General features: G+C 62.4%; 19 protein-coding genes and 1 other RNA gene. 5 read left to right on the forward strand and 15 right to left on the reverse strand.

Features of this window, described 5'->3' with window-relative positions:
- The 14 genes from WBQ77_RS10665 to mraZ form a co-directional block, all read right to left on the reverse strand.
- On the reverse strand, positions 1-682 hold a 682-nt coding region (locus tag WBQ77_RS10665), incomplete at its 3' end, for a cell division protein FtsQ/DivIB (protein WP_424060192.1).
- Positions 683-846: 164 nt separating this feature from the next.
- On the reverse strand, positions 847-1,782 hold the full coding sequence (locus WBQ77_RS10670) for a D-alanine--D-alanine ligase (protein WP_424060194.1): 936 nt from the start codon (positions 1,780-1,782) through the stop codon (positions 847-849).
- A gap of 167 nt (positions 1,783-1,949) precedes the next feature.
- Positions 1,950-2,870, reverse strand: a complete 921-nt coding sequence (gene murB, locus WBQ77_RS10675) for a UDP-N-acetylmuramate dehydrogenase (protein WP_424060196.1) — start codon at positions 2,868-2,870, stop codon at positions 1,950-1,952.
- On the reverse strand, positions 2,867-4,297 hold the full coding sequence (murC, locus tag WBQ77_RS10680) for a UDP-N-acetylmuramate--L-alanine ligase (protein ID WP_424042435.1): 1,431 nt from the start codon (positions 4,295-4,297) through the stop codon (positions 2,867-2,869). Before murC ends, murB begins: the two co-directional genes overlap by 4 nt.
- A 9-nt stretch (positions 4,298-4,306) precedes the next feature.
- A complete protein-coding gene (gene murG, locus WBQ77_RS10685; protein WP_424060198.1) occupies positions 4,307-5,410 on the reverse strand; it encodes an undecaprenyldiphospho-muramoylpentapeptide beta-N-acetylglucosaminyltransferase in 1,104 nt (367 codons plus the stop codon).
- On the reverse strand, positions 5,407-6,585 hold the full coding sequence (ftsW, locus tag WBQ77_RS10690; RefSeq protein WP_424042437.1) for a putative lipid II flippase FtsW: 1,179 nt from the start codon (positions 6,583-6,585) through the stop codon (positions 5,407-5,409). The genes murG and ftsW overlap by 4 nt, the downstream gene beginning before the upstream one ends.
- A gap of 11 nt (positions 6,586-6,596) precedes the next feature.
- Positions 6,597-7,997: a UDP-N-acetylmuramoyl-L-alanine--D-glutamate ligase gene (gene murD / locus WBQ77_RS10695; protein WP_424042438.1), complete on the reverse strand. Its 1,401-nt coding sequence runs from the start codon at positions 7,995-7,997 to the stop codon at positions 6,597-6,599.
- Positions 7,998-8,009: 12 nt separating this feature from the next.
- Positions 8,010-9,098, reverse strand: coding sequence for a phospho-N-acetylmuramoyl-pentapeptide-transferase (gene mraY, locus WBQ77_RS10700; RefSeq protein ID WP_424042439.1), 1,089 nt, complete (start codon positions 9,096-9,098; stop codon positions 8,010-8,012).
- A gap of 60 nt (positions 9,099-9,158) precedes the next feature.
- Positions 9,159-10,610 (reverse strand): UDP-N-acetylmuramoylalanyl-D-glutamyl-2,6-diaminopimelate--D-alanyl-D-alanine ligase, encoded by a 1,452-nt coding sequence (locus tag WBQ77_RS10705; RefSeq protein WP_424042440.1) that lies wholly within the window; start codon positions 10,608-10,610, stop codon positions 9,159-9,161.
- The gene (locus WBQ77_RS10710; protein WP_424042441.1) at positions 10,603-12,054 is read right to left on the reverse strand and encodes a UDP-N-acetylmuramoyl-L-alanyl-D-glutamate--2,6-diaminopimelate ligase; all 1,452 of its coding nucleotides are present in this window, start codon (positions 12,052-12,054) and stop codon (positions 10,603-10,605) included. The genes WBQ77_RS10705 and WBQ77_RS10710 overlap by 8 nt, the downstream gene beginning before the upstream one ends.
- A gap of 78 nt (positions 12,055-12,132) precedes the next feature.
- Positions 12,133-13,833 (reverse strand): peptidoglycan D,D-transpeptidase FtsI family protein, encoded by a 1,701-nt coding sequence (locus tag WBQ77_RS10715; RefSeq protein ID WP_424042442.1) that lies wholly within the window; start codon positions 13,831-13,833, stop codon positions 12,133-12,135.
- A 12-nt stretch (positions 13,834-13,845) separates the two neighbouring features.
- Positions 13,846-14,202, reverse strand: coding sequence for a cell division protein FtsL (gene ftsL, locus WBQ77_RS10720; RefSeq protein ID WP_424042443.1), 357 nt, complete (start codon positions 14,200-14,202; stop codon positions 13,846-13,848).
- A gap of 45 nt (positions 14,203-14,247) precedes the next feature.
- Positions 14,248-15,285 (reverse strand): 16S rRNA (cytosine(1402)-N(4))-methyltransferase RsmH, encoded by a 1,038-nt coding sequence (gene rsmH / locus WBQ77_RS10725; RefSeq protein WP_424060200.1) that lies wholly within the window; start codon positions 15,283-15,285, stop codon positions 14,248-14,250.
- Complete coding sequence (gene mraZ / locus WBQ77_RS10730; RefSeq protein ID WP_424042445.1) at positions 15,282-15,764, reverse strand: division/cell wall cluster transcriptional repressor MraZ; 483 nt, start codon at positions 15,762-15,764, stop codon at positions 15,282-15,284. Before mraZ ends, rsmH begins: the two co-directional genes overlap by 4 nt.
- A 375-nt stretch (positions 15,765-16,139) precedes the next feature.
- Between mraZ and WBQ77_RS10735 the strand changes: the two genes are divergently transcribed.
- Together WBQ77_RS10735 and katG are read left to right on the forward strand one after the other, a co-directional pair.
- A complete protein-coding gene (locus WBQ77_RS10735) occupies positions 16,140-17,165 on the forward strand; it encodes an alpha/beta fold hydrolase (protein ID WP_424060202.1) in 1,026 nt (341 codons plus the stop codon).
- A 204-nt stretch (positions 17,166-17,369) separates the two neighbouring features.
- Positions 17,370-19,559: a catalase/peroxidase HPI gene (gene katG, locus WBQ77_RS10740; RefSeq protein ID WP_424042447.1), complete on the forward strand. Its 2,190-nt coding sequence runs from the start codon at positions 17,370-17,372 to the stop codon at positions 19,557-19,559.
- Positions 19,560-19,756: 197 nt separating this feature from the next.
- Here the strand turns inward: katG and rnpB are convergent.
- Positions 19,757-20,158: RNase P RNA component class A (gene rnpB, locus WBQ77_RS10745), an RNA gene on the reverse strand.
- Positions 20,159-20,391: 233 nt separating this feature from the next.
- Between rnpB and WBQ77_RS10750 the strand changes: the two genes are divergently transcribed.
- The 3 genes from WBQ77_RS10750 to WBQ77_RS10760 all read left to right on the forward strand — a co-directional run bounded on the left by WBQ77_RS10750 (position 20,392) and on the right by WBQ77_RS10760 (position 22,797).
- Positions 20,392-21,111 (forward strand): Crp/Fnr family transcriptional regulator, encoded by a 720-nt coding sequence (locus WBQ77_RS10750; protein ID WP_424042448.1) that lies wholly within the window; start codon positions 20,392-20,394, stop codon positions 21,109-21,111.
- A gap of 129 nt (positions 21,112-21,240) precedes the next feature.
- Positions 21,241-22,308, forward strand: coding sequence for a hypothetical protein (locus WBQ77_RS10755; protein WP_424060205.1), 1,068 nt, complete (start codon positions 21,241-21,243; stop codon positions 22,306-22,308).
- A 231-nt stretch (positions 22,309-22,539) separates the two neighbouring features.
- Positions 22,540-22,797, forward strand: a complete 258-nt coding sequence (locus WBQ77_RS10760; RefSeq protein WP_424060207.1) for a hypothetical protein — start codon at positions 22,540-22,542, stop codon at positions 22,795-22,797.
- The last annotated feature ends 347 nt before the right edge of the window (positions 22,798-23,144 follow it).

Below are 23,144 nucleotides of genomic sequence, written 5' to 3' on the forward strand. Positions count from 1 at the left end.
CCGCGAGGTCCCGTTGCAGAACGCCGTGCTCCTGCTCGAGCTTCTGAAGCGCATTCAGAGCCATCTCGATGTTGCCGTCGGGCAGCATGATCTCGGTGCCGGTGCGCAGCTTCAGCGTCCAGCGGCGATCGCCGACGCGCAAGGCTGCCAGCATCCGGCTCTTCAGGTCTTGGTAAGAGGCGAGGGTTTCATAGAGGGAGGCTGCATGCTCGCCGGCCCCCTCGCCTACGACGAGCGGCAGGTTGGGGAAGGCTTGGGGCAAGGCTGGGGCCAAGACCACGCCTTCGCTATCCACGACGAAGGTCTGCCGCTTGTTCTGCCACATTGCATAGGGATCGCGCTCCTCGATCTCGACCTGAAGAGTCGAGGGCAGAAGGCGCATCACGCGAGCATGACGGATCCACGAGACCGCTTCGAGGCGGTCCTTGGCCGCGTCCGTATCGAACGCCAGCATGAACGTCTCGGGCCCGGCCTCCAGTGCCGTCGTGATCGCAGCATTGGTAGCATTCCTCTGCCCCTCGACGACCACGCGATTGACCCCAAATCCCATCGCGACGGCAGCGCGCTCAGCGCCCGTTACTGCCGCGGTAAAAATCTGCTCGATTTGACCGCCGACGATCGCGCCATAAAGGATTGCGCTGGCCGCGAAGGCTGCACAGAGAAGCGGCCATTTGCCCGCCATGGGCCCACGCCGCGTCCGGCCCAGATGCACGCGCCGCGGCCCGCTCGCGGCGACCCTCCGGTTACCTTGCGGCACAGGAAGTTGGCGCGCGTAAGGGTTGGCCGCCACAGGCGCCCGCGGGGCCCGGCGGGACCCTCCTTGCTTATGGTAACGTCCTGACGTGCCTAGCGATTGCACGACGCATCCTCCACGATCCAACAGACCAGGTCGCCAAAAGAGCGCCCGGCATATGCGGCCAGCTCAGGCACCAGTGACGTGGACGTCATGCCAGGTTGGGTATTGATCTCAAGACAGATCAGTTCCCCCGTTCCCTCTTGCCGGTCGTCGAACCTGAAGTCGCTACGACTGACCCCACGGCAACCCAGTGCCTTATGAGCCGCTACCGACAGCTTCTGTACCAATTGGTAAACATTTGGTTTAAGTACGGCCGGCAGGACGTGGATTGAGCCTCCTGGAGCGTATTTAGACTCATAGTCATAGAAGGTCAGGCCATCGGCCGGGCGAATCTCAATCACACCGAGTGCTTCCTCGCCCATAACCGCACAAGTGAGCTCACGGCCGTGGATATACCGCTCTACCATGAGTTCCTCGCCAAGAGCCCAATCGGCCGCATTAAGCTCCTGGGGTGGATGGGCCTGATCCTCACGGATGATGTAGACGCCCACGGACGAGCCCTCCGCCGGCGGCTTGATCACATAGGGCGGGTCGATGGGGTGGCCGAGAGCGGCTTCGGCGCGGCTCACGACCCGGCTTTCGGCGACGGGGACCCCCGCTTCGCGCAGCACGGCTTTGGCGCGTTCCTTGTGCATGGCCAGCGCCGAGGCCAGAACGCCCGAATGAGTGTAGGGCAAGCCCATGGTCTCCAGCACGCCCTGGATGCAGCCATCCTCGCCGAAACGGCCATGGAGGGCATTGAAGCAGACATCCGGGTTAATCGCGGCCAAACGCTGGGCCACATCCTGGCCTACATCGACTTTGGTGACCTGGTATCCTACTTCCTCAAGGGCCTCGGCACAGGCGGCTCCGGACCGGAGCGAAATCTCGCGCTCGTTAGACAGGCCTCCCATCAGAACGGCGACGTGCTTTTGTTTTTGCCTCATGGAACGGCCCCTGTCGGTTGGACTGACTCGCGAAGCGGCGCCCAGCGTTGCTCAAGACGCAAGACACCGTGAATCGGTTAACGCTGCATTAACCGTATTCGGGCCGATTGGCACGCCGATGGTCCGGAAAATTAGGCTGCGGGACGCGGGCCGGCTGAGAGCGTCGCCTAGGCGGGCTTACCGAGGCGCTTTATTTCCCATTCGAGCTCGACGCCGCTCGTTTTCTTGACCCGCTCCCTCACGGTCTCGCCGAGCGTTTCGAGATCGGCGGCCGACGCTTCGCCCTCGTTAATGAGAAAATTGCAGTGCAGCTCCGAGACCTTGGCATCGCCTACGGCAAGCCCACGGCAGCCGGCCGCGTCGATGAGTTGCCAGGACTTGTTCCCGTCCGGGTTCTTGAAGGTCGAACCGCCGGTGCGGCTCTTGATGGGCTGCGCCTCTTCGCGATAGGCGGCGATCTCGTCCATCTCGGTGTTGATCTCGGCAGGGTCTCCCGACCGCCCCTGGAACAGGGCCTGGGTGAAGATATAATCCTCCGGCGCGCCGCAATGCCGGTACGTATAGTGCATGTCGTCGACGGACAGAACATGGAGATTGCCCTCGCGGTCGACGGCCCGTGCCTCCACGAGAACATCGCAGGTCTCGGTCCCATGCGCGCCGCCATTCATCCGCAAAGCGCCGCCAATACCGCCGGGAATGCCCCGATAGAAGGCCAGTCCCGCAATGCCGGCATCTGCTGCGGCCCGCGCCACATTCACATCGGGCACCGCGGTGCCGACGCGTAAGCGGCTGCCGTCTTCGACTGCGATCTGGTTGAAGCCGCGACCAAGCCGGATCACCACGCCATCGATACCACCGTCGCGGACGAGTAGGTTCGAGCCGAGCCCGATCGTCGTCACGGGCATATCGGCCGGCACGGCTTGCATGAAATAGACAAGGTCCGCCTCGTCGGCTGGTGAGTACAGGACTTCGGCCGGGCCACCGACGCGGAACCAGGTGAAGTCCTTGAGGACCGATTCGGCCCCCAGCCGTCCACGCAAGTCCGGCAGCGCCACCTTGAGCGTTTCGAAGAGGTCGGTTCCGCTCACGAGGCGCCTCCTTCGCTTGCGAGCTTGGCAGGCAGCGCGTTGATCCAATCGGTGATCGTACCGGCCCCTAGCCCAACGACGAGGTCGCCCTCCGTCACGACCGACGCAACCTTATCCGCAAGGGACTCCGCGTCATCAACCAACAGCACGTGCGGGTGGCCGTGGCGCCGCAAGCCGGCGGCGAGTTCGTCCCGGTCGATCCCAGGGATCGGCGCCTCGCCGGCCGAATAGACCGGCGTGAGGATCACCACATCGGCGTCGTCGAAACAGGCCGAAAAATCGTTGAACAGGGCTTGCAGCCTTGTGTAGCGATGGGGCTGCATCACCGCGACGATGCGCCCCTTACCGGCGGCATTCGCGCCACGCAACACCGCGGCGATCTCCACGGGATGGTGGGCATAGTCGTCATAGATGGCGACGCCCTGCCATTCGCCGACTCGAGTGAAACGCCGCTTCACGCCCGAGAAGTTCGCCAGCACCGTCCGGATCAAGTCGTCGCTGACACCGGCTTCCGTCGCCACCGCCAGTGCGGCAATCGCGTTGAGTGCGTTGTAGTGGCCCAGAGCCGGCAGCCTCAGGTCATTAATTTCGCGGGCGCCACCCGCAACGCCCGAGCCCAGACGGACGTCGAACGTCATGGTGGCGTGGTCGGGACGCACATTGAACAGCCGAACGTCGGCCGAGCGCGAGACGCCATAGGTCAAAGTACGCCGCCCGTTTTCCGCGCCGCCAAGAGCCGCCATAAGACCGCGAACGACGGAGTGGTCGATACAGGCGACGACGACCCCATAAAATGGGATCGCCTCAATGAACTGCTCGAAGGCCTGATAGAGCACGTCTTCGGACTCCCAGAAGTCCATATGCTCGGGGTCGAGATTGGTGATGACGCCGATCTGGGTCGGCAGTTTGAGGAAGGTGCCGTCGGACTCGTCCGCCTCGACGACCATCCATTCACCCTGACCGATCCGCGCATTGGTGCCCCACGCATTGATGATGCCGCCCGTGATCACTGTCGGATCGAGACCGCCGCCGTAAAGCAGGTCGGCCACGAGCGACGTGGTCGTGGTCTTGCCATGGGTGCCGGTGACGGAGACGGTCGTGCAGGGGCGCATGAGTTCGGCCAGCATCTCGGCGCGCCGGATAATGGGAATGCCGCGCTCCTGGGCCACCTCGTATTCGGGGTTGCCTGCCTTCACCGCACTCGAGATTACTAGATAGCACGCCCCGTCAACGTTCCGGGGGTCGTGACCGATTATGCAATCGATGTCGTGATCGCGCAGCCGCTTGAGGTTGGGCCCTTCCTTCAGGTCGCTGCCTTGGACGCGGTAGCCGCGCGTGTGCATCACTTCGGCGATGGCACTCATGCCGATGCCGCCAATGCCCACGATGTGAAAAAGGCCCGTTGTCTCAGGCGGTGGCAAATGCATGATTGTCGCCTACTTTTGGTCCGGGCCGGCTAGGTCCGCGACGAGGTCAGCGAGCCTGTTCACAGCATAGACATTGCCCATGGCCCTGGAGTTGTCCGCCGCCTTGGCCAGGACGTCCGGGTTGCTGAGCAACTGCTCGAGCCGCGCGGCCAGAGACTCGGGCGTGATACCGGACTGGTGCAGGCACCAGCCGCCACCGTTGTCTTCAAGGCGGCGCGCGTTTTCGAGCTGATCGTTGTCGATGGCGTGCGGCAAGGGCACAAGAATGGCCGGCCGGCCGATCGCCGTCACCTCAGCCACGGTCGAGGCCCCTGCTCTGGAAATCACCAGGTGAGACCCTGCGATCCGCTCGGGCAGATCCTGGAAGAAAGGCGCCACATGTGCCGTGACTTCGGCCTCCCGAAAGGCGTCACGGACTTCGGCAACATCCTCGGGGCGTGCCTGCTGCACGACCGTCAGCCGCCACCGTAAGGGCGATGGCAGTTGCGCCAGGGCCTGCGGTATCATCTCGGAGAAGAAGCGCGCGCCCTGGCTACCGCCGAAAACGAGCAGCAAGAGCCGGCCGGCGGACTCGGGCGCGGCATAGGCTTGATCGCGGCAAGACACGACCGCATCGCGCACCGGATTGCCGGTCACCACCGCGCGCTTTTCGGCACTGCTCCGCAGATGTTTCGTCGTGTCGAACGACAAGGCAATCGCGTCCGCGAAGCGGGACAGCAGGCGATTGGCTCGCCCCATCACCGCATTCTGCTCGTGCAGCACCGTGGGAATCGCCAGCGACCGCGCGGCCAGCAGGGGCGGCAGCGTGGGATAGCCGCCAAAGCCCACGACCACGTGCGGCTGCACCATCTCGAGCAGGCGCCGGGCGCGGAAATAGCCCTTGCCCAACGTCGAGAGCGTTTTCATCACCGCGCCGGGCGACCGCCCTGAGAATGTCGCCGAGGGCACCCGGTATACGGCGCGCGCCGGGAAGTCAGTGCCGTATTGCTCGGCTCGTTCATCGGTCGCCAGCTCCACCACAAACCCGCGGCGGGTCAGTTCCTGCGCCAAGGCCGTAGCCGGGAATAGATGTCCGCCCGTGCCACCGGCGGCGAGTAGAATGGTCTGGTTCAAGCGGTCTGCCCCCTTGCCTCCGCATGATCGCCATCATGCTCGGCGTCTGCCCGATGTTTCAGTCGTCCCGCCATTGGTCTCCTGCGGGTCAGCCCCAGCGTAAACCCCATGGTGAGCGCCATGGCAAGCATGGATGAGCCACCATAGGAAATGAAGGGCAAGGTCATGCCCTTAGCCGGTAGCAGACCAACGTTCACGGCCATGTTGATCAGGGTCTGCAAGCCGAACAGCATCACCAGGCCCGCGACCGCATGCCGGATAAACCCGTCGGGCTCCTGGGAGGCCTTCGACAGCCCGCGCAGCACCACGAAGGCAAACAGGGTGAGCAAAATCAGGCAGGCGATCAAGCCGTACTCTTCGGCAGCTACGGCAAAGATGAAGTCGGTGTGGGAGTCGGGCAGCACGTCCTTCACCGTCCCCTCGCCGGGGCCGCGCCCGAACCAGCCCCCGCGCAGGAACGATTCCAGCGAGCGGTCCGACTGATAAGTGTCGCCCGAGGCCGGATCCAGAAACCGGTCTATGCGCGAGGCGACATGGGGCAGCACTACATAGGCGGAGATCAGTCCCACGACGCCAAACCCAACCAGCACCAAGATCCACACCATGTTGATGCCGGCCATGAAGAACAGCGCGCCCCAGACGACGCTCACGAGGAGGGTTTGGCCAAAGTCAGGCTGAAGGATGAGGAGCAGCGCGAACACCGCGTAGAGGAGCATAGCGAGTTCAAGCCCCGGAACGTCTTTGCGCTTCTGGCTTTCGTTGAAGAGCCAGGCGGTCAGTACGACGAAGGCCGGCTTCACGAATTCGGACGGCTGAAGCGAGAACTGACCGAGCGGCAGCCAGCGCTTGGCGCCTTTCACCTCGGGGCCGATGAACAAGATCCCGAGCATCAAGACGATGCCGACGATGAAAATGATGAGGCTCGCGCGCCGGATCTGCTTCGGCGTGAGCGTGGAGACCGCGAACATGATGGCAAAGGCAGGCAGGAGGAGCCCAATATGCCGCCGCACGAAGTGGAATTGCTCCAGACCTAGCTTCTCGGCAATCGGTGGGCTGGCGGCGAGCGACAACACGACGCCGGCGCCCATTAGCAGCATCAGGGCGGCAAGCATCAGCCGGTCGACGGTGAACCACCAATCGGAAAGGACGCTTTTGTCGGCGCGCGTAATTCTCATAACACGCTACCCTACCCCGTAAGGCTTGTGACACCGTTACGCTCCATCACGAGTTCCCGGAACGCATCGCCCCGCTCGGCGAAATTGGCATATTGGTCGAATGAGGCACAGGCTGGCGACAATAGCACAACCGGTTCGTGCGCATTAGAGAGGCTTGCATCCTCGGCCGCCTGTTCAACAGCACGCTCCAGCGTACCGCAGGCGATATGCGGAAGGGCGTCCCCGAGCTGCCCCGCGAAGGCCTCGGCCGCCTCGCCTATGAGATAGGCGCGGGCGACCCGCGGATAAAACGGCTCAAGCCCCTGAAGGCCGCCATCCTTTGCCACGCCGCCGACAATCCAATAAATGCTGTCGAAGCTGCCAAGAGCCTTGCCGGCGGCATCGGCATTGGTCGCCTTGGAGTCGTTCACGAACAGAACGGTCCCGGCCCGCGCCACCTGTTCCATACGATGTGCGAGACCGCCGAAGCTCTTCAGACCTTCTTGGAGAGCGGGCGGCTCGATGCCTTGAGCCCTCGCGAGCGCGTAAGCCGTCGCGGCATTTTGCCAGTTGTGCGCACCACGGAGCGATCCAAGGCCCGAGAGGTCCGCGCGCGCCACCTCGTTGCCGCCCACCATCTCCATGAGGGTCGCATCAGCGGCCCAAACGCCGTTTTGGACCGCGCGGTCTATGGCGATGCGCTTTACGGCATAAGGTCCTTCGAGCGTCTCGGCGATGGCCTGGCACGGCGCATCGTCAATGCCGATCACCGCGGTGGCGTGCGCCTCAAGCTGGGCGAAGATACGGGCCTTCACACTTGCATAGCCCGCCAACGACCCGTGGCGGTCGAGGTGGTCGGGGGTGATGTTCAGAAGGGCCGCCGCATCGGGCCTCAGCGATGGCGTCAGATCGATCTGATAGGATGACAGTTCCAGCACGTAAGTCATCTCGGGCGCGAGGCGCGCCAGGTCGAGGACGGCCTTGCCGATATTGCCGCCAAGCGCGGCAACCCGGCCTGCGGACTCCAACAGATGCGCCGTCAGCGCCGTCGTGGTCGACTTGCCGTTGGTGCCAGTGATGGCGATCACCTTGCAGTCGATACCGGATGCGGCCCGGGCCCGGAAGAACAGCTCCACATCGCCGATGACTTCGATCCCAGCGGCGCGCGCCTTCTTGACGCTCCAATGGGGCTCGGGATGAGTGAGCGGGATACCGGGCGCAAGGACGAGCGCGGCAAACGCCCCGAAGTCCGCTTGCCTCAGATCCTCGACCGGGAACCCGGCTTCGGCGGCTTGGGCGCGGCCCGGTTCATTGTCGTCCCACATGACGATGTCGGCACCGCCCTCCTGCAGGGACCGCGCGGTCGCGAGGCCACTGAGACCTGCGCCGACAATCGCCAGTTTTCGTCCAGCGAAGATCGTGACGGGAATCATGATGGGTGAAGCTTAGCGCAGTTTCAGCGTGGCTAGACCGGCGAGCGCGAGCACCACGGCGATGATCCAAAACCGGATCACGACGGTCGATTCCGGCCAGCCCTTCTGTTCGAAGTGGTGGTGCAGCGGCGCCATGCGGAACACCCGCTTCCCAAAAAGCTTAAAGGACGTCACCTGAACAATCACAGAAGCAGCTTCGAGGACAAAGAGACCCCCGACGATCGCCAAGACCAGTTCGTGCTTGGTCGCCACGGCAATGGTGCCGAGCGCGCCGCCAAGAGCCAGCGATCCCGTATCGCCCATGAAGATCAGCGCGGGTGGCGCATTGAACCAAAGGAAGCCGAGGCCTGCACCCACAAGCGCACCGCAGATAATAGCGAGTTCGCCGGTTCCCGCTACGAAATGGATTTGCAGATAGTCAGCGAAGAGCGAATTGCCGACCACATAGGCGATGAAGCCAAAGGTCGCCGCGGCAATCATGACCGGCACGATCGCAAGGCCGTCAAGACCGTCGGTGAGGTTCACCGCATTGCCGGCGCCGACGATGATGAAGGAGCCGAAGATGATGAACAACCACATGCCGAGCGGGATCGCCAAATCCTTGAAGAAGGGGATGCTCAGCGAGGTCGATAGTGGCGGCTCTCCGAGGGAAGCGATCACGTAGGTAGCAATGATCGCCGCGCCAGCTTCGATGACGATCTTGATGCGTCCTGCGAATCCCAGGACGGATTGCTTAGTGACCTTGAGATAGTCGTCGTAGAAGCCGACCGCGCCATAGACCAGCGTCAGAAACAGCACGACCCAGACATAAGGATTAGACAGGTTACCCCAGAGCAGAATCGAGACGACGAGACCCGAGAGAATCATCAGACCGCCCATCGTCGGCGTGCCCTGCTTCTGAATGATATGGGTCATCGGGCCTTCGGTGCGGATCGGCTGGCCCTTGCCCTGCCGGACACGCAAGGAGCGGATCACGCGCGGCCCGAAGAAGAATACGAAGAACAAGGCTGTGACGATGGCGCCGCCCGTCCGAATCGTGATGTAGCGGAAGAGATTGAGAATGGCGATGTCGGGCGCAAGCTCCGCCAACCAATAAAACATCGCTTTTCTCCCCCCCTTAAATGCGGCCCGTCGGGCCCGTACCGGCCCACTGGACCGAAATTAGCAGTCTTCGAACCGGCGCTTCAGCGCGGCGACAAGCGGCTCCATCCGGCTCCCTAGCGAGCCCTTCACGACGACGATGTCGCCGGGCCGGACCTCTGACAGGAGATCCGGCGCGAGGCCCTCCGACGTCTCGGCGTAAGAGCCACGGCGTGCTTGCGGCAACGCCTCGAACAAAGAAGCCATGCATTCACCGCATGCAAAGACAACATCTATACCCGCCGCGTCAACGGCTTCCGCCAGTTCTCGGTGAAGTCGCGGCCCCTCTTCCCCGAGTTCGAGCATATCGCCGAGCACGGCCACCCGCCGCCTGTATTCGCCACGGGGCGTGAGGCCCAACGTCGCCAGCGCCGCGCGCATGGACGCCGGATTGGCATTATAGGACTCATCAACAATACAAACGGGCTGCTGTTCCGTCACGATAATAGATCGTTCGCCACGACCCGCGGTCGCCTGGACTGCGCCCAGGGCCTTGGCGGCCGCCCTGAGGTCCGCACCGGCCAGCTTCACGGCGGCAAGAACCGCAAGCGTATTCTGCACCACGTGGCGTCCCGGCGCACCGGTACGATAGGTGAGCGTTTCGCCCAAGACATCCGCCGTGACGGTCGAGTCGTCAGGGGTGAGATCGCAGTTGAGGAGCCGGACCTTTGAACGCTCGTCCTCACCGAAAGAGACAATCTCGGCGCCTTCACCGCGGGCGGCTGCGGCCAACCGTTCGAAATGGGGATTGTCCCGATTGAGAACCACAGCCCCGCCCGGCTCCAGCCCCTCGAATATCTCGGCCTTGGCGTCGGCGATCTCCTCCACCGAGGCGAAAAAGCCGAGATGGACCGGCGCCACAGTCGTTACGATTGCGATCTGGGGCCGCACCAGCCGGCTGAGCGCGGCGATCTCGCCGGCGTGGTTCATGCCCAATTCGAACACGCCATAATCAATGTCACGCGGCATATTGGCTAGGGTGAGCGGCACGCCCCAATGGTTGTTGAAGGACTTGGCTGAGGCATGGACAGTGCCGCTGGGCTCAAGCGCAGCACGCAAGGCTTCCTTCGTGCCCGTCTTCCCGGCGCTTCCGGTCACCCCGATCACAACGGCATGCTCGGTCCGGTCGCGGCCCTCGCGGCCGAGATCGTTGAGCGCATCGAACGTGTCCCGCACCCGGACCAGTCGTGTTTCGTCGAGATCGCCCGGCGCCTCACGAGCCTCACTCGCCTCGAGATGGCTTTCGTCCGGAAATGTTTCCTCGACGATGGCGCAGCCGGCGCCTGCATCCAGCGCTTTAGGGACGAAATCGTGACCGTCGCGGTTCGGGCCTCGGATCGCGATAAAGCCTATGCCGGGCTCGAGCGCGCGGCTGTCGATCGAAAAGCCGGAGATTGGCGCGGCGGGTTCGCCCTCGCAGCGTCCGCCCGTGGCGCTTATGACCTCGCCCAAAGTCCAAACAGGATCAGCCAAGTTGCACCCCATTGGTCAGCGCGGCGCCCACCGCGTCGTGATCGGAAAACGGAATGACCCGCGTGCCGATGGCCTGGCCTGTCTCATGGCCTTTACCGGCCACAAGCAGCACGTCGCCCACGCGCAAATTGCGGATCGCCTCCGAGATTGCCATGCCGCGATCGCCGATCTCCCTGCCACCGGGCACGGCCGCTAAAATCTCGTCGCGAATCGCAGCGGGATCTTCGCCGCGCGGATTGTCGTCGGTGACGATCACGACATCGGACTTGCCCGCCGCGGCCGCGCCCATCAGAGGCCGCTTGCCGCGATCACGATCCCCACCGCAGCCGAACACCACGAACAATCGCTTCGCCACATAGGGGCGCAAGGAGTCGAGGGCTTTGGCGAGTGCATCGGGCGTGTGCGCGTAGTCGATAAAGATGGGTGCGCCGTACTGCGACGTGCCGGCGAGGTCCAGGCGTCCCGTCACGCCCTGCAGATGCGCGAGCTGCGGCAGAACCTCGTCCGCGCTTGCGCCCGTCGCCATCGCAAGACCGGCCGCCACGAGTGCGTTGCTTGCCTGAAACTCTCCGACCAGCGGCAGAAGCACCGTATGGGTCCTTCCCCCATGTTCGATCTTGAGCCTTTGCGCGAACCGTTCGATCTCCGCAGAGACCAGGCGCAACGTCTCGCCCGCCCGTCCGACAGTGAGGACGTTCAGGCCACGAGCCTTGGCGGCATCGGCGACGCGCTGGCTCTCCGCACTGTCCATATCGATCACAGCCACCGCTCCGGGCGGCAAGAGTTCGGTAAACAGGCGTAGCTTCTGAGCAAAATAATCCTCAAAGCTCGAGTGATAGTCCAAATGGTCCCGCGAGATATTGGTGAACGCCCCGGCCTTCAGCGTGACGCCATCGAGGCGCCGCTGCTGCAATCCGTGACTGGAGGCTTCGAGCGCAAGATGCGTCACGGGCTCGGCGCTGAGTCCGGCTAGAAGACCGTGCAGTTCGACCGGATCAGGGGTCGTATGCTGAAGCATTTTGATGCCGCCCGGCGAGGTAACGCCGACCGTCCCAAGGCTCGCGGCCGATAAACCCGCATCGCTCCATAGTTGCCGCGTGAAGGCGGCGACGGAAGTCTTGCCGTTGGTGCCCGTAATCGCCACGGCCGTCTCGGGCTGCGCCCCAAAAAACCGGGCGGCGATTAGCGCGAGCGCTCTACGGGGGTCCGGGTCGGCGATGACGGGCACGCCAAAATCGAAGTCGTCCGCGGCGAGAACCGCGACTGCCCCGCGGGCCACGGCATCGGCGGCAAATCGGGCGCCATCCGTATTGACGCCGGACAGCGCCGCAAAGAGATAGCCCGGTTTCACCTGCCGGCTGTCGGCGGTGATCCCTGCAATCGGGAGCGCCGCAACCGCCGCGCTCAGCTTCGCCTCCGGGCTTATCAACTCACCGAGTGTCATGTCCGACTGCCCGTAACCGACTATTATAAATTGAGAATATCAGAGCCGCGACGAACGGTATTACGCCCCGACCGTCTTCTAATAGGTGGCCGATCTCTTGGCGTCAAACCGCGATGCGGTCTCGCCGAGCTTGGGCGTAACCCCAAGGATCGGGGCGATCCGCGCCACAACCTTGCCCACCGTCGGAGCCGCGTTCACGCCCGCGGTGGAATTGTAGTTCGTGGCTTCGACCCGCTGCGGTTCGTCCAGCGTGACGAGAACCACGTATTGCGGGTCGTCGGTCGGGAAAACGGACAGGAAACTGTTCAGGAGCGAGTGCCGCGCATAGCGCCCGTTGACCACCTTCTCCGCCGTCCCCGTTTTGCCGCCAACGCGATAGCCCTCGGCATTGGCCCGCTTGCCGGACCCGCGCAGCACGTTCTCCCGCATCAGCTTGACGACTGCAGAGCTGGTCCCGGGCTTCAGGACGCGCGTGGAGACGGCCAAGGCCTCCTCGCGCGTGCGGGGCAGGAAGGTTGGCGGTACGGCAAGCCCCCCGTTTACGAGCGGTACTGTCGCCGTCGCCAACTGCAGCGGCGTCACCGACAGCCCGTGCCCGAAGGCAATCGTCATCGTGTTCAGCTTCTTCCAGCGCTTGGGAATAATCGGCGCCGCGCTCGGACCGAGCTCGGTGACGACGGGGTCTAGAAGACCGAGTTTCTTGAGGAAGGCGCGATGGGCTGGAACGCCCATATCCATCGCCATTTTCGCCGATGCGATATTCGAGGAGTAGATGAACGCCTCTTCTACGGTGAGCGGACGCCGCTTGCCATGAAAGTCGCTGATAGAGAAGCGTCCGAAATAGATGGGGCTGGTAGCGTCATAGATCGAATTGACATTGGCCAAACCGGAGTCGAGCACACCTGCGACCGTAATGGCCTTGAACACCGAACCCATCTCGTAGACGCCGAAGCCGATACGGTTGATCCTGTTCTTGTCGAGCGCCTCACCCCGGCGATGGGGATCGAAATCCGGCAGTGAGGCAAGCGCGACGACCTCGCCCGTATTCACGTCCATGATGATCCCCGAGGCGGCCTTTGCCTCATAGAGCGTCATGGCGTTCTTCAGCTCTTCCCGCAGGACATGCTGAACGCCAACGTCGAGGGAAACCGCCACGGTCTCGCCACCCGACTCGGTCTGCGGGTTCATCATGGTCAGCTGCGGGTTGTTGTCGATGAACTTCTCGATGCCCCCGAGCCCACGATTGTCGACATCTACCAGGCCCACGACATGGCTGGCGGTCCCGCCGACGGGATAGAAGCGTCGGTACTCCTGGATGAACCCGAGCCCGGGAATCCCCAAATCATGGACGCGCTGCTGCTGGCGCGGAGCCAGCTCACGGGCGATACGCACGAAGCGCCCGCGGCCCGAGAGCTGCTTGCGCAGCTTGGCCTTATTGATATTGGGCAGGACGCTCGCGACGCCGTTCACGACCTCGTCTGCATCGAGGATGCGTTTCGGGTCGGCATAGAGCGTTGCACCCCGAACATCGGTTGCGAGCAGTTGCCCATTCCGATCGAGGATGTCGGGGCGATGGATCGTCGTCGAGATATCATAGGCCCCGCTGCGGCCAGGGCCTTTCTCGGCCAAGCCCAAAGACACCAGCCGCCCGCCGATGAGAACGAACGCCAAGGCAAAGCCGAGGCATGCCAGCCGAAACCGCGTACGGCAGCGCGTATGATAAGCGCGGGCCGCGCGCGCTTCCGCAGGGTCGGGAGTGTGAGTTTCGCGCCGCGCCATATTCGTCCGTACCTACTGAGCCGCCGCAGTGAAACTTGCCGCTTTCGCACCAGCGGTCTTGGCAGACTGCGCCAAGGTGTGGGCGCGCTCGAAATCGTTCTCCGTCACTTCATCCAGAATAACGAGTTGCCGCGGCTGAGCAGGTCTGAGCTCGAGATATTTCTTGGCAAGGCGCTCGATACGTTCCGGCCGGTTGAGAAGACTCCATTCGGCCCTCGCGACGGCCAGGGCGTCACGTTCTTCCTCGATCTGCCGCTCGAGCACGAAGACCTTCTCGTCGAGGTTCCGCGCCTCGTATTTGACCTGATAGATCACATAGGCCAAGGCGACGAGGCCCAGGGCAAGGCAGACATTCACAAAACGCAACATCACATCTAACGCGTACGCAAACCGACGCGTCCCTCAACGCAAAGTCTAGGCGTCCCCCTTGCGGCGCAACTCGGGCACCCCAAGCCCGGCGAAGCCGGAGTCGTGGGCCGGAGCCTCCGTTCGGCGGGCGGCTCTGAGCCGTGCCGACCGCGCCCGGGGATTGCTTCGGACCGATTCCTGGTTCGGTTCTACCGGGCGACGGTTAAGAAGCTGGAAGCTTGGAGAAAAATCTTTGCCCCCCGAATCCGGCAAATGCCGGGACCCTTTCTGCGGCGGCGCGCTCCGGCTGGCGAAAAATCGCTTAACGATCCGATCTTCCAGTGAATGAAACGTAACCACCACCAGGCGTCCGCCTGGTCTCAGGAGCCGTTCGGCCGCCCCGAGCCCCTCGGCGAGTTCGTCCAATTCCGCGTTCACGTATAGCCGAAGCGCCTGAAATGTCCTTGTCGCGGGGTGTTTGGTGTCATTGCGGCTGCGCCCAAGCACTCCCGTAACGATATCCGCGAGCGTTCCCGTCCGCGTAATGGGCGCTTCGGCACGGCGCCTGACAATAGCCTTGGCGATCGCGCGCGAGCGCCGTTCCTCACCAAAAATATAAATGATATCAGCAATCTGCGCCTCTTTGAGGCTGTTGACGATATCGGCCGCCGTTGGCCCTTCGGCCCCCATGCGCATATCGAGCGGCCCGTCCTTGGCAAAGGAGAAGCCGCGTTCGGGCTGATCGAGCTGCATGGAGGACACGCCAAGGTCGAGCACGACGCCATCCACGGCATCGGCCCCCAGCTCTCCGGCCAGGTGTTCCATTTCGCCGTACCGGCCGAGCACAGGCGTGAAGCGTCCCGGGAACGTCTCAGTCAGCTCTTGGGCGTTGGCCAACGCATCCGGATCGCGGTCAATGGCTATGAGACGGCAATCGGCGGCTTCGAGAATGGCTCTCGAATAGCCACCCGCGCCGAACGTGCCGTCAATGATGGTGTCGCCGTCTTCAGGCTTGAGCGCCGTCAGGGCCTCGCAAAGCAACACGGGAATGTGACGGGCCAGTCCGCCAGCGGCAAACGATGGCCTGCCGCGGCCCGTCATCATTCCCGTGTTCCCTCTGCACCGCCGCTTTCGCGGCGCCCCGCGCCGAGTAACTTGCGAAGGCCACGGACTTTGTCACGCGCTTCCGCCAAATGAACCTCAAAGCGTTTCGGCTCCCAAAGCTGAAATTTTTCGCCCAGCCCCACAAAGGTGATGTGGCTGGTGATGCCAGCGTGCTCGCGCTGGCGCTCCGGGAGAATCGTACGGCCGTCTTGATCGATCGAGAGAATTTCGCTGGTGCCGAAGAGAGCTGTCGCGAGCTGATCGCGCTCATCGGAGTAAGGCGCGAGGTCTTCGACCAAAGAGTTGATTTTATCGACGAGGCGCTGGCCGCCGGCGTCGAGCGCTGGCGCATCAAGCGATGGATAGCAGTAGATGCCCTCGAGCCCGTCCTTTGCGAGAACCGTGCGGAAAGAAGCAGGGACCGAAACCCGGCCCTTGGCGTCGATTCTATTGGTGAATGACGAGACAAATTGATCCATCTCCTTCCTCACGCGCTACGAAGCCGACTGGACAATGCGCAACTGAAACAAACTGCGCTTCGGCGCTGGCCTTCCGCGAATTCGAAAAATGGGTGGAGGAAGCGGCGCGGATCACCCCGTGGCCTCAAAGGAAGCGCTGCCTGCTTCCTCCACCCCACTCACCGAACGGGCATTAATGGGATAGCATGGGATCCTATGGTCGTCAATGGAGGTACTCGGGAAATAGTGTGTTCTTGCGGGAAACGAGGGCCCGCACGCATCGCGCTCAAGACACTGCTGGCGCGCGAGCGCCTTTTCGATTGCACGGGGTCCGATTGCTGAGATGGCTCGAAGCACGATAAAGATGGGCTCAAGGTCTGGGGCGGGACGGGCCACATGGACGGCTTATTTACGACGCCTACTAACGGCCCGACGCGAGCCCTCGACGGGATGGCGATAAACGATTTGGCGGCAATGCAGGGTAAAACGTTCCACTGTATCCTCGGCCTGACGGCCATGACGGTCTTTCTACTGGCCTTCGGGTTCACGTCCGCGCGCGGCGCTGCCACGTCGGGGATGGCCGACGGACCCGCCTTCGCGCGCCTTGGGCCGCGGGAAGCCCCGGTTAAGCTGTTCTACGAGACGAAGGGCTCCGGCGCGCCGATCCTGCTGATCCATGGGTTCGGTGCGAGCACGTTTACATGGCGGCGGATCGCCCCTGCGCTGGCGGAAAACTACAAGGTAATCGCCGTCGATCTGAAGGGCTTCGGGCAGTCCGACAAGCCGCTCGACGAGCATTACTCGATCTTCGATCAAGCCAAGCTGATCAAGCAGCTCATTGTCGAAAAAGACCTCAAAAATTTAGTCCTGATTGGTCACTCTTATGGGGGTGGCATCTCGCTGATGCTGGCGCTCGACGAGGACCCGCGCCTTGAGGGGCGTATCGCGAAGCTGGTGCTGCTTGATACGATCGCCTACCCGCAAAACATCCCGGTGGCCTTCAAGATGATGGACATGCCCGTCGTCTCTCATCTTGGCGTCCGGATGGTACCGCCGGAGATGCAGGCCCGCGTCGCACTTAAGCTTGCGTATTTCGACGACACCAAGATCGGCGACGAAGACGTCGAAATGTATGCGGCACCGCTCCGTACCACGGCCGGCAAACATGCCGTGATCCATAGTGCCCGCCAGATTGTCCCTCAAGGACTGGAAGAGATCTCCAAGCGCTATCCGACAATCAAGCAGCCGACGCTGATCGCGTGGTGCGACAACGACCGGATCGTCCCGCTCGATATCGGCCTCGAGCTGCGCCGCAACATGCCGACCTCCCGGCTCGAAATCATCGAACGCTGCGGACACATGCCACAAGAAGAACAGCCCGGGGCAACGCTGAAGCTCATCCAGGACTTTTTGGGGCGCTGAAGCGAATCTGTCTTAGGCAGCGCGCACGCTCATAGGCACGGCTAGGCGCAAGCGGCCGCATGGCTGGGCTGCATTAGTTTTTCTTATAGAACCAATAAGCAAATACGATTTGCCCTTATGGCTTGCGGCGCGCAGTGTGCCTCGTAGCGGCGCATGCCCTCGAGGCACCCCAATCCAAAACCAAAAATTGTAGGAGATGAAGACATGGACGCGAAAGTCGGCAACGGGGGCGGATGCCCCGTCAGCCATAATCGGCCCACTACGAACCGGGACTGGTGGCCAAGTCAGCTAAATCTCAAAATGCTGAGTCAGCAGTCCGCGAAGACCAATCCGATGCGCGAGGACTTCGATTACGCCGAGGCATTCAAGTCGCTCGACCTCGACGCGGTGAAACAGGATCTTTTCGACCTGATGACCGACTCGCAGGATTGGTGGCCGGCCGATTATGGTCATTACGGCCCGCTCTTTATCCGAATGGCCTGGCACAGCGCCGGAACCTACCGCACGGCCGATGGCCGTGGCGGCGGCGGCACGGGCAACCAGCGTTTCGCACCCGTCAATAGCTGGCCGGACAATGCGAGCCTCGACAAGGCCCGTTTGCTGCTGTGGCCGGTCAAACAGAAATACGGCAACAAGATTTCCTGGGCCGACCTCATGATCCTCGCCGGCAACTGCGCGCTTGAGTCCATGGGCCTCAAGACGTTCGGCTTCGGTGGCGGCCGCGAAGACATCTGGGAGCCGGAAGAAGATATCTACTGGGGCTCTGAGACCGAATGGCTCGGCGACAACCGCTATACCGGCGACCGGGACCTTGAGCGCCCCCTCGCCGCGGTTCAGATGGGTTTGATCTACGTGAACCCCGAAGGCCCCAACGGCCACCCGGACCCGCTCGCGTCGGGCCGCGACATTCGTGAGACCTTCGCGCGCATGGCCATGAACGACGAAGAGACCGTCGCGCTGACCGCGGGCGGCCATACGTTCGGCAAGACCCATGGCGCCGCGGACGCGGATGTCTATGTGGGCCCCGCGCCCGAGGCTGCACCGATCGAGGACCAGGGTCTAGGCTGGAAGAACAGCTATCAGTCCGGCGTCGGCGTCGACACGATCACGAGCGGTCTCGAAGGCCCCTGGACGCCGACCCCGACCACCTGGGACATGAGCTATTTCGACGTGCTGTTCGGCTATGAGTGGGAAGTGGTGAGGGGTCCCGGCGGCGGCAATCAATGGGCACCGAAGAAGCTGGCCGACAAGGACCATGCACCACAAGTCGACGGCTCTGGCGACCGCGTCCGGCTGATGATGACAACGGCGGACATGGCGATGCGCATGGACCCGGAATACGAGAAGATCTCGCGTCACTACCAAGCGAATCCGGACGTATTTGCGGACGCCTTCGCCCGCGCCTGGTTCAAGCTCACCCACCGCGATATGGGGCCTCGCTCCCGCTATCTCGGCAAAGAAGTTCCAGACGAGGACCTGATCTGGCAGGACCCGATTCCGGCAGCGACCCACAAGCTCGTAGACCAGGTGGATATCGCGGCGCTCAAGTCCAAGATCCTGGGCTCCGGTCTGCCGGTGTCCGAACTGGTGTCGACAGCCTGGGCCTCGGCGGCGACTTTCCGCGGGTCCGATATGCGCGGCGGCGCCAATGGCGCACGTATCCGCCTCACACCCATGAAGGATTGGGAAGTTAACCAGCCCGACAAGCTGGCCGGCGTGTTGAACACGCTCGAAGAAATTCGCACGACGTTCAACGACGCGCAGATCGGCGGCAAAGAGATCTCGCTGGCCGACATGATCGTGTTGAGCGGTTCCGCCGCGGTCGAAAAGGCCGCGAAGGACGCGGGACACGACGTGACCGTGCCGTTCATACCCGGCCGTGGCGATGCTACGCAGGAGCACACGGACATCGAGTCGGTGAACTTCCTTGAACCCGTGGCGGACGGTTTCCGCAACTATCTCAAGACCAAGTACACCGTGTCCGCCGAGGAGCTTCTGGTCGACCGGGCGCAGCTGCTGACGCTGACGGCGCCCGAGATGACGGTCCTTGTCGGCGGCTTGCGTGTGCTTGGCGCCAACCATGGCGGGTCCGAGCACGGCGTCTTCACCAATCGGCCGGGACAGCTCACGAACGACTTCTTCGTGAACCTGACCGATTTCGATACGATTTGGAAAGCAACGTCCAACGAAGAGGACGCGTTCGAAGGCCGCGACCGCAAGACGGGCGAGATCAAGTGGACCGCGAGCCGGGTCGACCTGGTCTTCGGTTCGAACTCGCAGCTTCGGGCCCTGTCCGAGGTCTATGCCCAGGACGACGCGAAGTCCAAGTTCGTGAGCGACTTTGTGGCGGCCTGGACCAAGGTCATGAACGCCGATCGTTTTGACCTCGCTTAGCGGAGAGCTCGTCTAAACGAGACTTAGTCCAGACGAAAACTGGCTTAGCCAACACTGAAGCGCCATCCCCCGAAGGCGCTTCCCATAGAACGGCCGGCGGTGGGCGACGCCGGCCGTTCATTTTTTCCGGCACGGCGAATTTTCGCAGGCCAAAACTGGAGACCGGCGCGAGGGGATGTCCCTCACGCCGGTCCTATCATGTCACCAGGCCTGTAAGCCGAGTTCTGTTCCTCGCATTGCTGCGAGGTGATGGCCATTCATCTGGGACGCCCCTTGCGAGACGCCTCTTGCAACCAACCCGGGCCGCGGGTCTGGAAACAGACATGGACGATCTCTCATCCGTGCAGCCCCTATTTGGTCTTGCTCCCGGTGGGGTTTGCCTTGCCGCCTTTGTTGCCAACGACGCGGTGCGCTCTTACCGCACCCTTTCACCCTTACCCTCCGCGTAGCCTTTCGGCCTCGAGGGCGGTTTGCTTTCTGTGGCACTTTCCCTGGGGTCGCCCCCGCCGGACGTTATCCGGCACCGCGCTTCCATGGAGCCCGGACTTTCCTCTCCCCCGGCACTCGCGCGTCAAGGGAGCGGCCATCCGGCCTGCTGACTGGCCAAAATAAGGGGAAGACAGGGGTTTTCGTCAAGTGCCCTGCTCTGGTCATGCGACTCCCGGCGACGGCAAAACCGCCCCCAGAATAACTCCTGCAGCTGTCACGGCATTTTGATCCCCCGGCTGCCAATGTTCCCATATGCTCGCGACAATCTGACGCATAATGGCGGAAATGGAGCTTATCTGGAGCTTTCGGGCCCGATCAACCTCAAGCGAGACCCCTGCGCGCAATGACCAATCAGATTTTGATCACACGCTGGCTCAACGTCTTTCCGGAACTCGCCGAGCTCGAGCCGGAGACGAGAGACGTGCTGTTTGACGTCGCGCAATTCGAGCGCCTGCGGCAAGGCGATATCGCCTACTACCAAGGCCAACTTTGCCAAAACTACGTGATGTGCATCGAAGGCCAGACGCGCGTCTTCAAGACATCGGAGTCGGGCCGGGAAATTATGCTCTACCAGGTCGGCGCCGGAGAGACCTGCGTGCTGACAACGTCCTGTTTGATGGCCGGGAATCCCTTCCCTGCCGAAAGCAACGTTCAAGCAGATGCGCTACTCGCCGCCATACCGGCCGACGTCTTTCTCCGGCTCATGTCATCTTCGCCGAAGTTCCGGCATTACGTGCTGTCGAACTACGGGGACTTGCTGTCGAGCCTGATCACACTCGTGGATGAGGTGGCCTTTGCGAGCCTCGATCTTCGCTTAGCCCGGCGCCTTTTGGCCGAGGCTGAGGACACACGCGTCGTCTCGAAGACCCATCAGCAGCTCGCGCTGGATCTCGGCAGCGTGCGCGAAGTCATCAGCCGCTACGTCTCCGAATGGGAACGCTTGGGTTGGGTCCGCTCGTCGCGCGGCTCGATCGAAGTGCTCGACGTGGCCGCGCTCGCAGCCTATGGCGCGGGCGATGCGGCCCTTCCCCGGCCTGCATTGCGATCGGGCTCTCAGGCGTGACGCTTAGGCAACGTAACTCAGGTCACAGACAAGCCCCGCAGGCGAGAACTAAACACGTTCGAGACCAACGATCGAAGTAACAAACCAGACAATTTTCTCCCACGAAGAACTGCCCAAGGACCAATGACAATGACAGACATGACACCAAGACGGCTTATCTCCCGCCTGACATTGCCTGCGCTCCTGGCAGGCATGCTCGCGATCGGCCTTCCCGCCACCACGCTCGCCATGGACGACCACGGTGACGGCGCGGGCGAGTTCGACGAGAGCTGCGCCATGGGCCTGGCCGATGGGCAAATGGTGAAGACGGATTGCACGGTCAGTTGGACCGACGACGACGGCAAGGTCTACTGCTTCTCCAGCGAGAACTCGATGGCCGCGTTCTTGAAGGACCCGAAAGGGAATATCGCGCGGGCCAAGACGTTCCTCAAAGAGCAACAGGCCAAGGCGGCCTCAGGCGCTAAGGTCTTCACCGAAGAGGAGGTCAACGCCCGTGTCGCGCAGGTCATCGACGAACGCTCGCAGGGCAACGCCTTCGTGTTCCACGACCCCAAGCTCGATAAAGATCTCAAGTTGAAGTACGACAAAATCAAAGTCGTGCGGGGCATGGAAGGATATGGCTGGTTCGCCAATGTCATCTTCAGCGACGTTGCCGAGCCGAAAAAGCAATACGCGATCGACTTCTGGTTCAAGCCTGAGGGCCAAGAGCTTACGCTCATGGATATCCGCGTGCAGAAGGGCCCCAAGCGCGACGGCGACGGCTACTACATGATCTCACGCCTGCCCGTTGCATGGTGGTGGCTGCCGGTGCAGGAGCATCCGGGTAGCATCGAAGGCGCGCGGGCCTGGCACGTGATGGCTGCCATCCACGAATACATTACCGACAACAAGGACGACGAAGGGAACATCACCGTCAAGGACGGGAAGACAGGCGAAGACCTGAAGCTCCAATTCGTCGAGATGCACCGGCCTGTGCGCCGCCTCACGGGTCAGGGCAAATATTTCGCCTGCACCGACTTCCGCAAACCCGGCAGCACGGACGAGTATTATGACCTTGATTTTTGGGTCGACGAGACGGACGGCGAACTGAAGGTCGGCAATGTCAAAGTGCACAAGGTTCCGGTTCAGGAGGACGGGATCTGGACGCAGGTCGACCGTTACACCTTCGAAGGCATGGACTTCGAAGAAGCGCTGTAAGGGCGAAAGCCAGCGCTTGAACGTCTTTGCCAAGTTCTCCCGCCCCCTCTCTCGGAGGGGCGGGTTTCTTTTGCCAAATGTCTAATTTGAAATCGCGAAGATGTGATGGGCGTGCGTGATCCCGGTCACATTCCCGGCGCGTTGCGACTATGTAACGTCCTCATACGCTTACGGCAGGATCTGCTCGAAGCGCGAAGACACAAACCACACCAATACTTGGAGGAAACAACGATGAAATTTCTGACCCCCGCCATCGTCACAGGCGCCCTTCTCTTCGCCGGCTCGGCGATCGCCGCGACCGGCGAATACGGCAATATGTGCGCCATGGGCCTTGCCCTGGATAAGAAGGTCGAGACCGATTGCTCGATCAACGCCGAGATCGACGGAAAGACCTACTGCTTCGGCAACGACACGGCCAAGACGCTGTTCATGAAGGACACCGAGGGCAACCTCAAGAAGGCCCAAAGCTTCTACAACGACAACCAGTAGCCCGCGCCATGCGCCCGCCGAGGCGCAGCTAGGGGAAGGCCCTCCAATTGGTACCGGGTCTTCCCCAACGCCTCCCGGGCTCAGCGGCGAAATGGAATAGCAATTGTCCATTGACGGCGGGAGCATTTCTGACGATTCAATGGCGTTTCAACGGCCGATTGCGCCATACAAACAAAAGTCTTGGAGGAAGAATTTATGAATAAGGTTGTTCTCGTCGCTACCGTTGCCGGCGCCATGTTTGCCGCTTCCGGTTCCGCCGCTTTTGCCGCCGGCGACCTGGGTGAATTCAGCAACAACTGCGCGTTTGGGCTCACCAAGGGCGTTAAGAAGTTCACCGACTGCTCCGT

Origin of the sequence: Methyloceanibacter sp. (genome assembly GCF_049590335.1) — a bacterium.
Lineage (GTDB): Bacteria > Pseudomonadota > Alphaproteobacteria > Rhizobiales > Methyloligellaceae > Methyloceanibacter.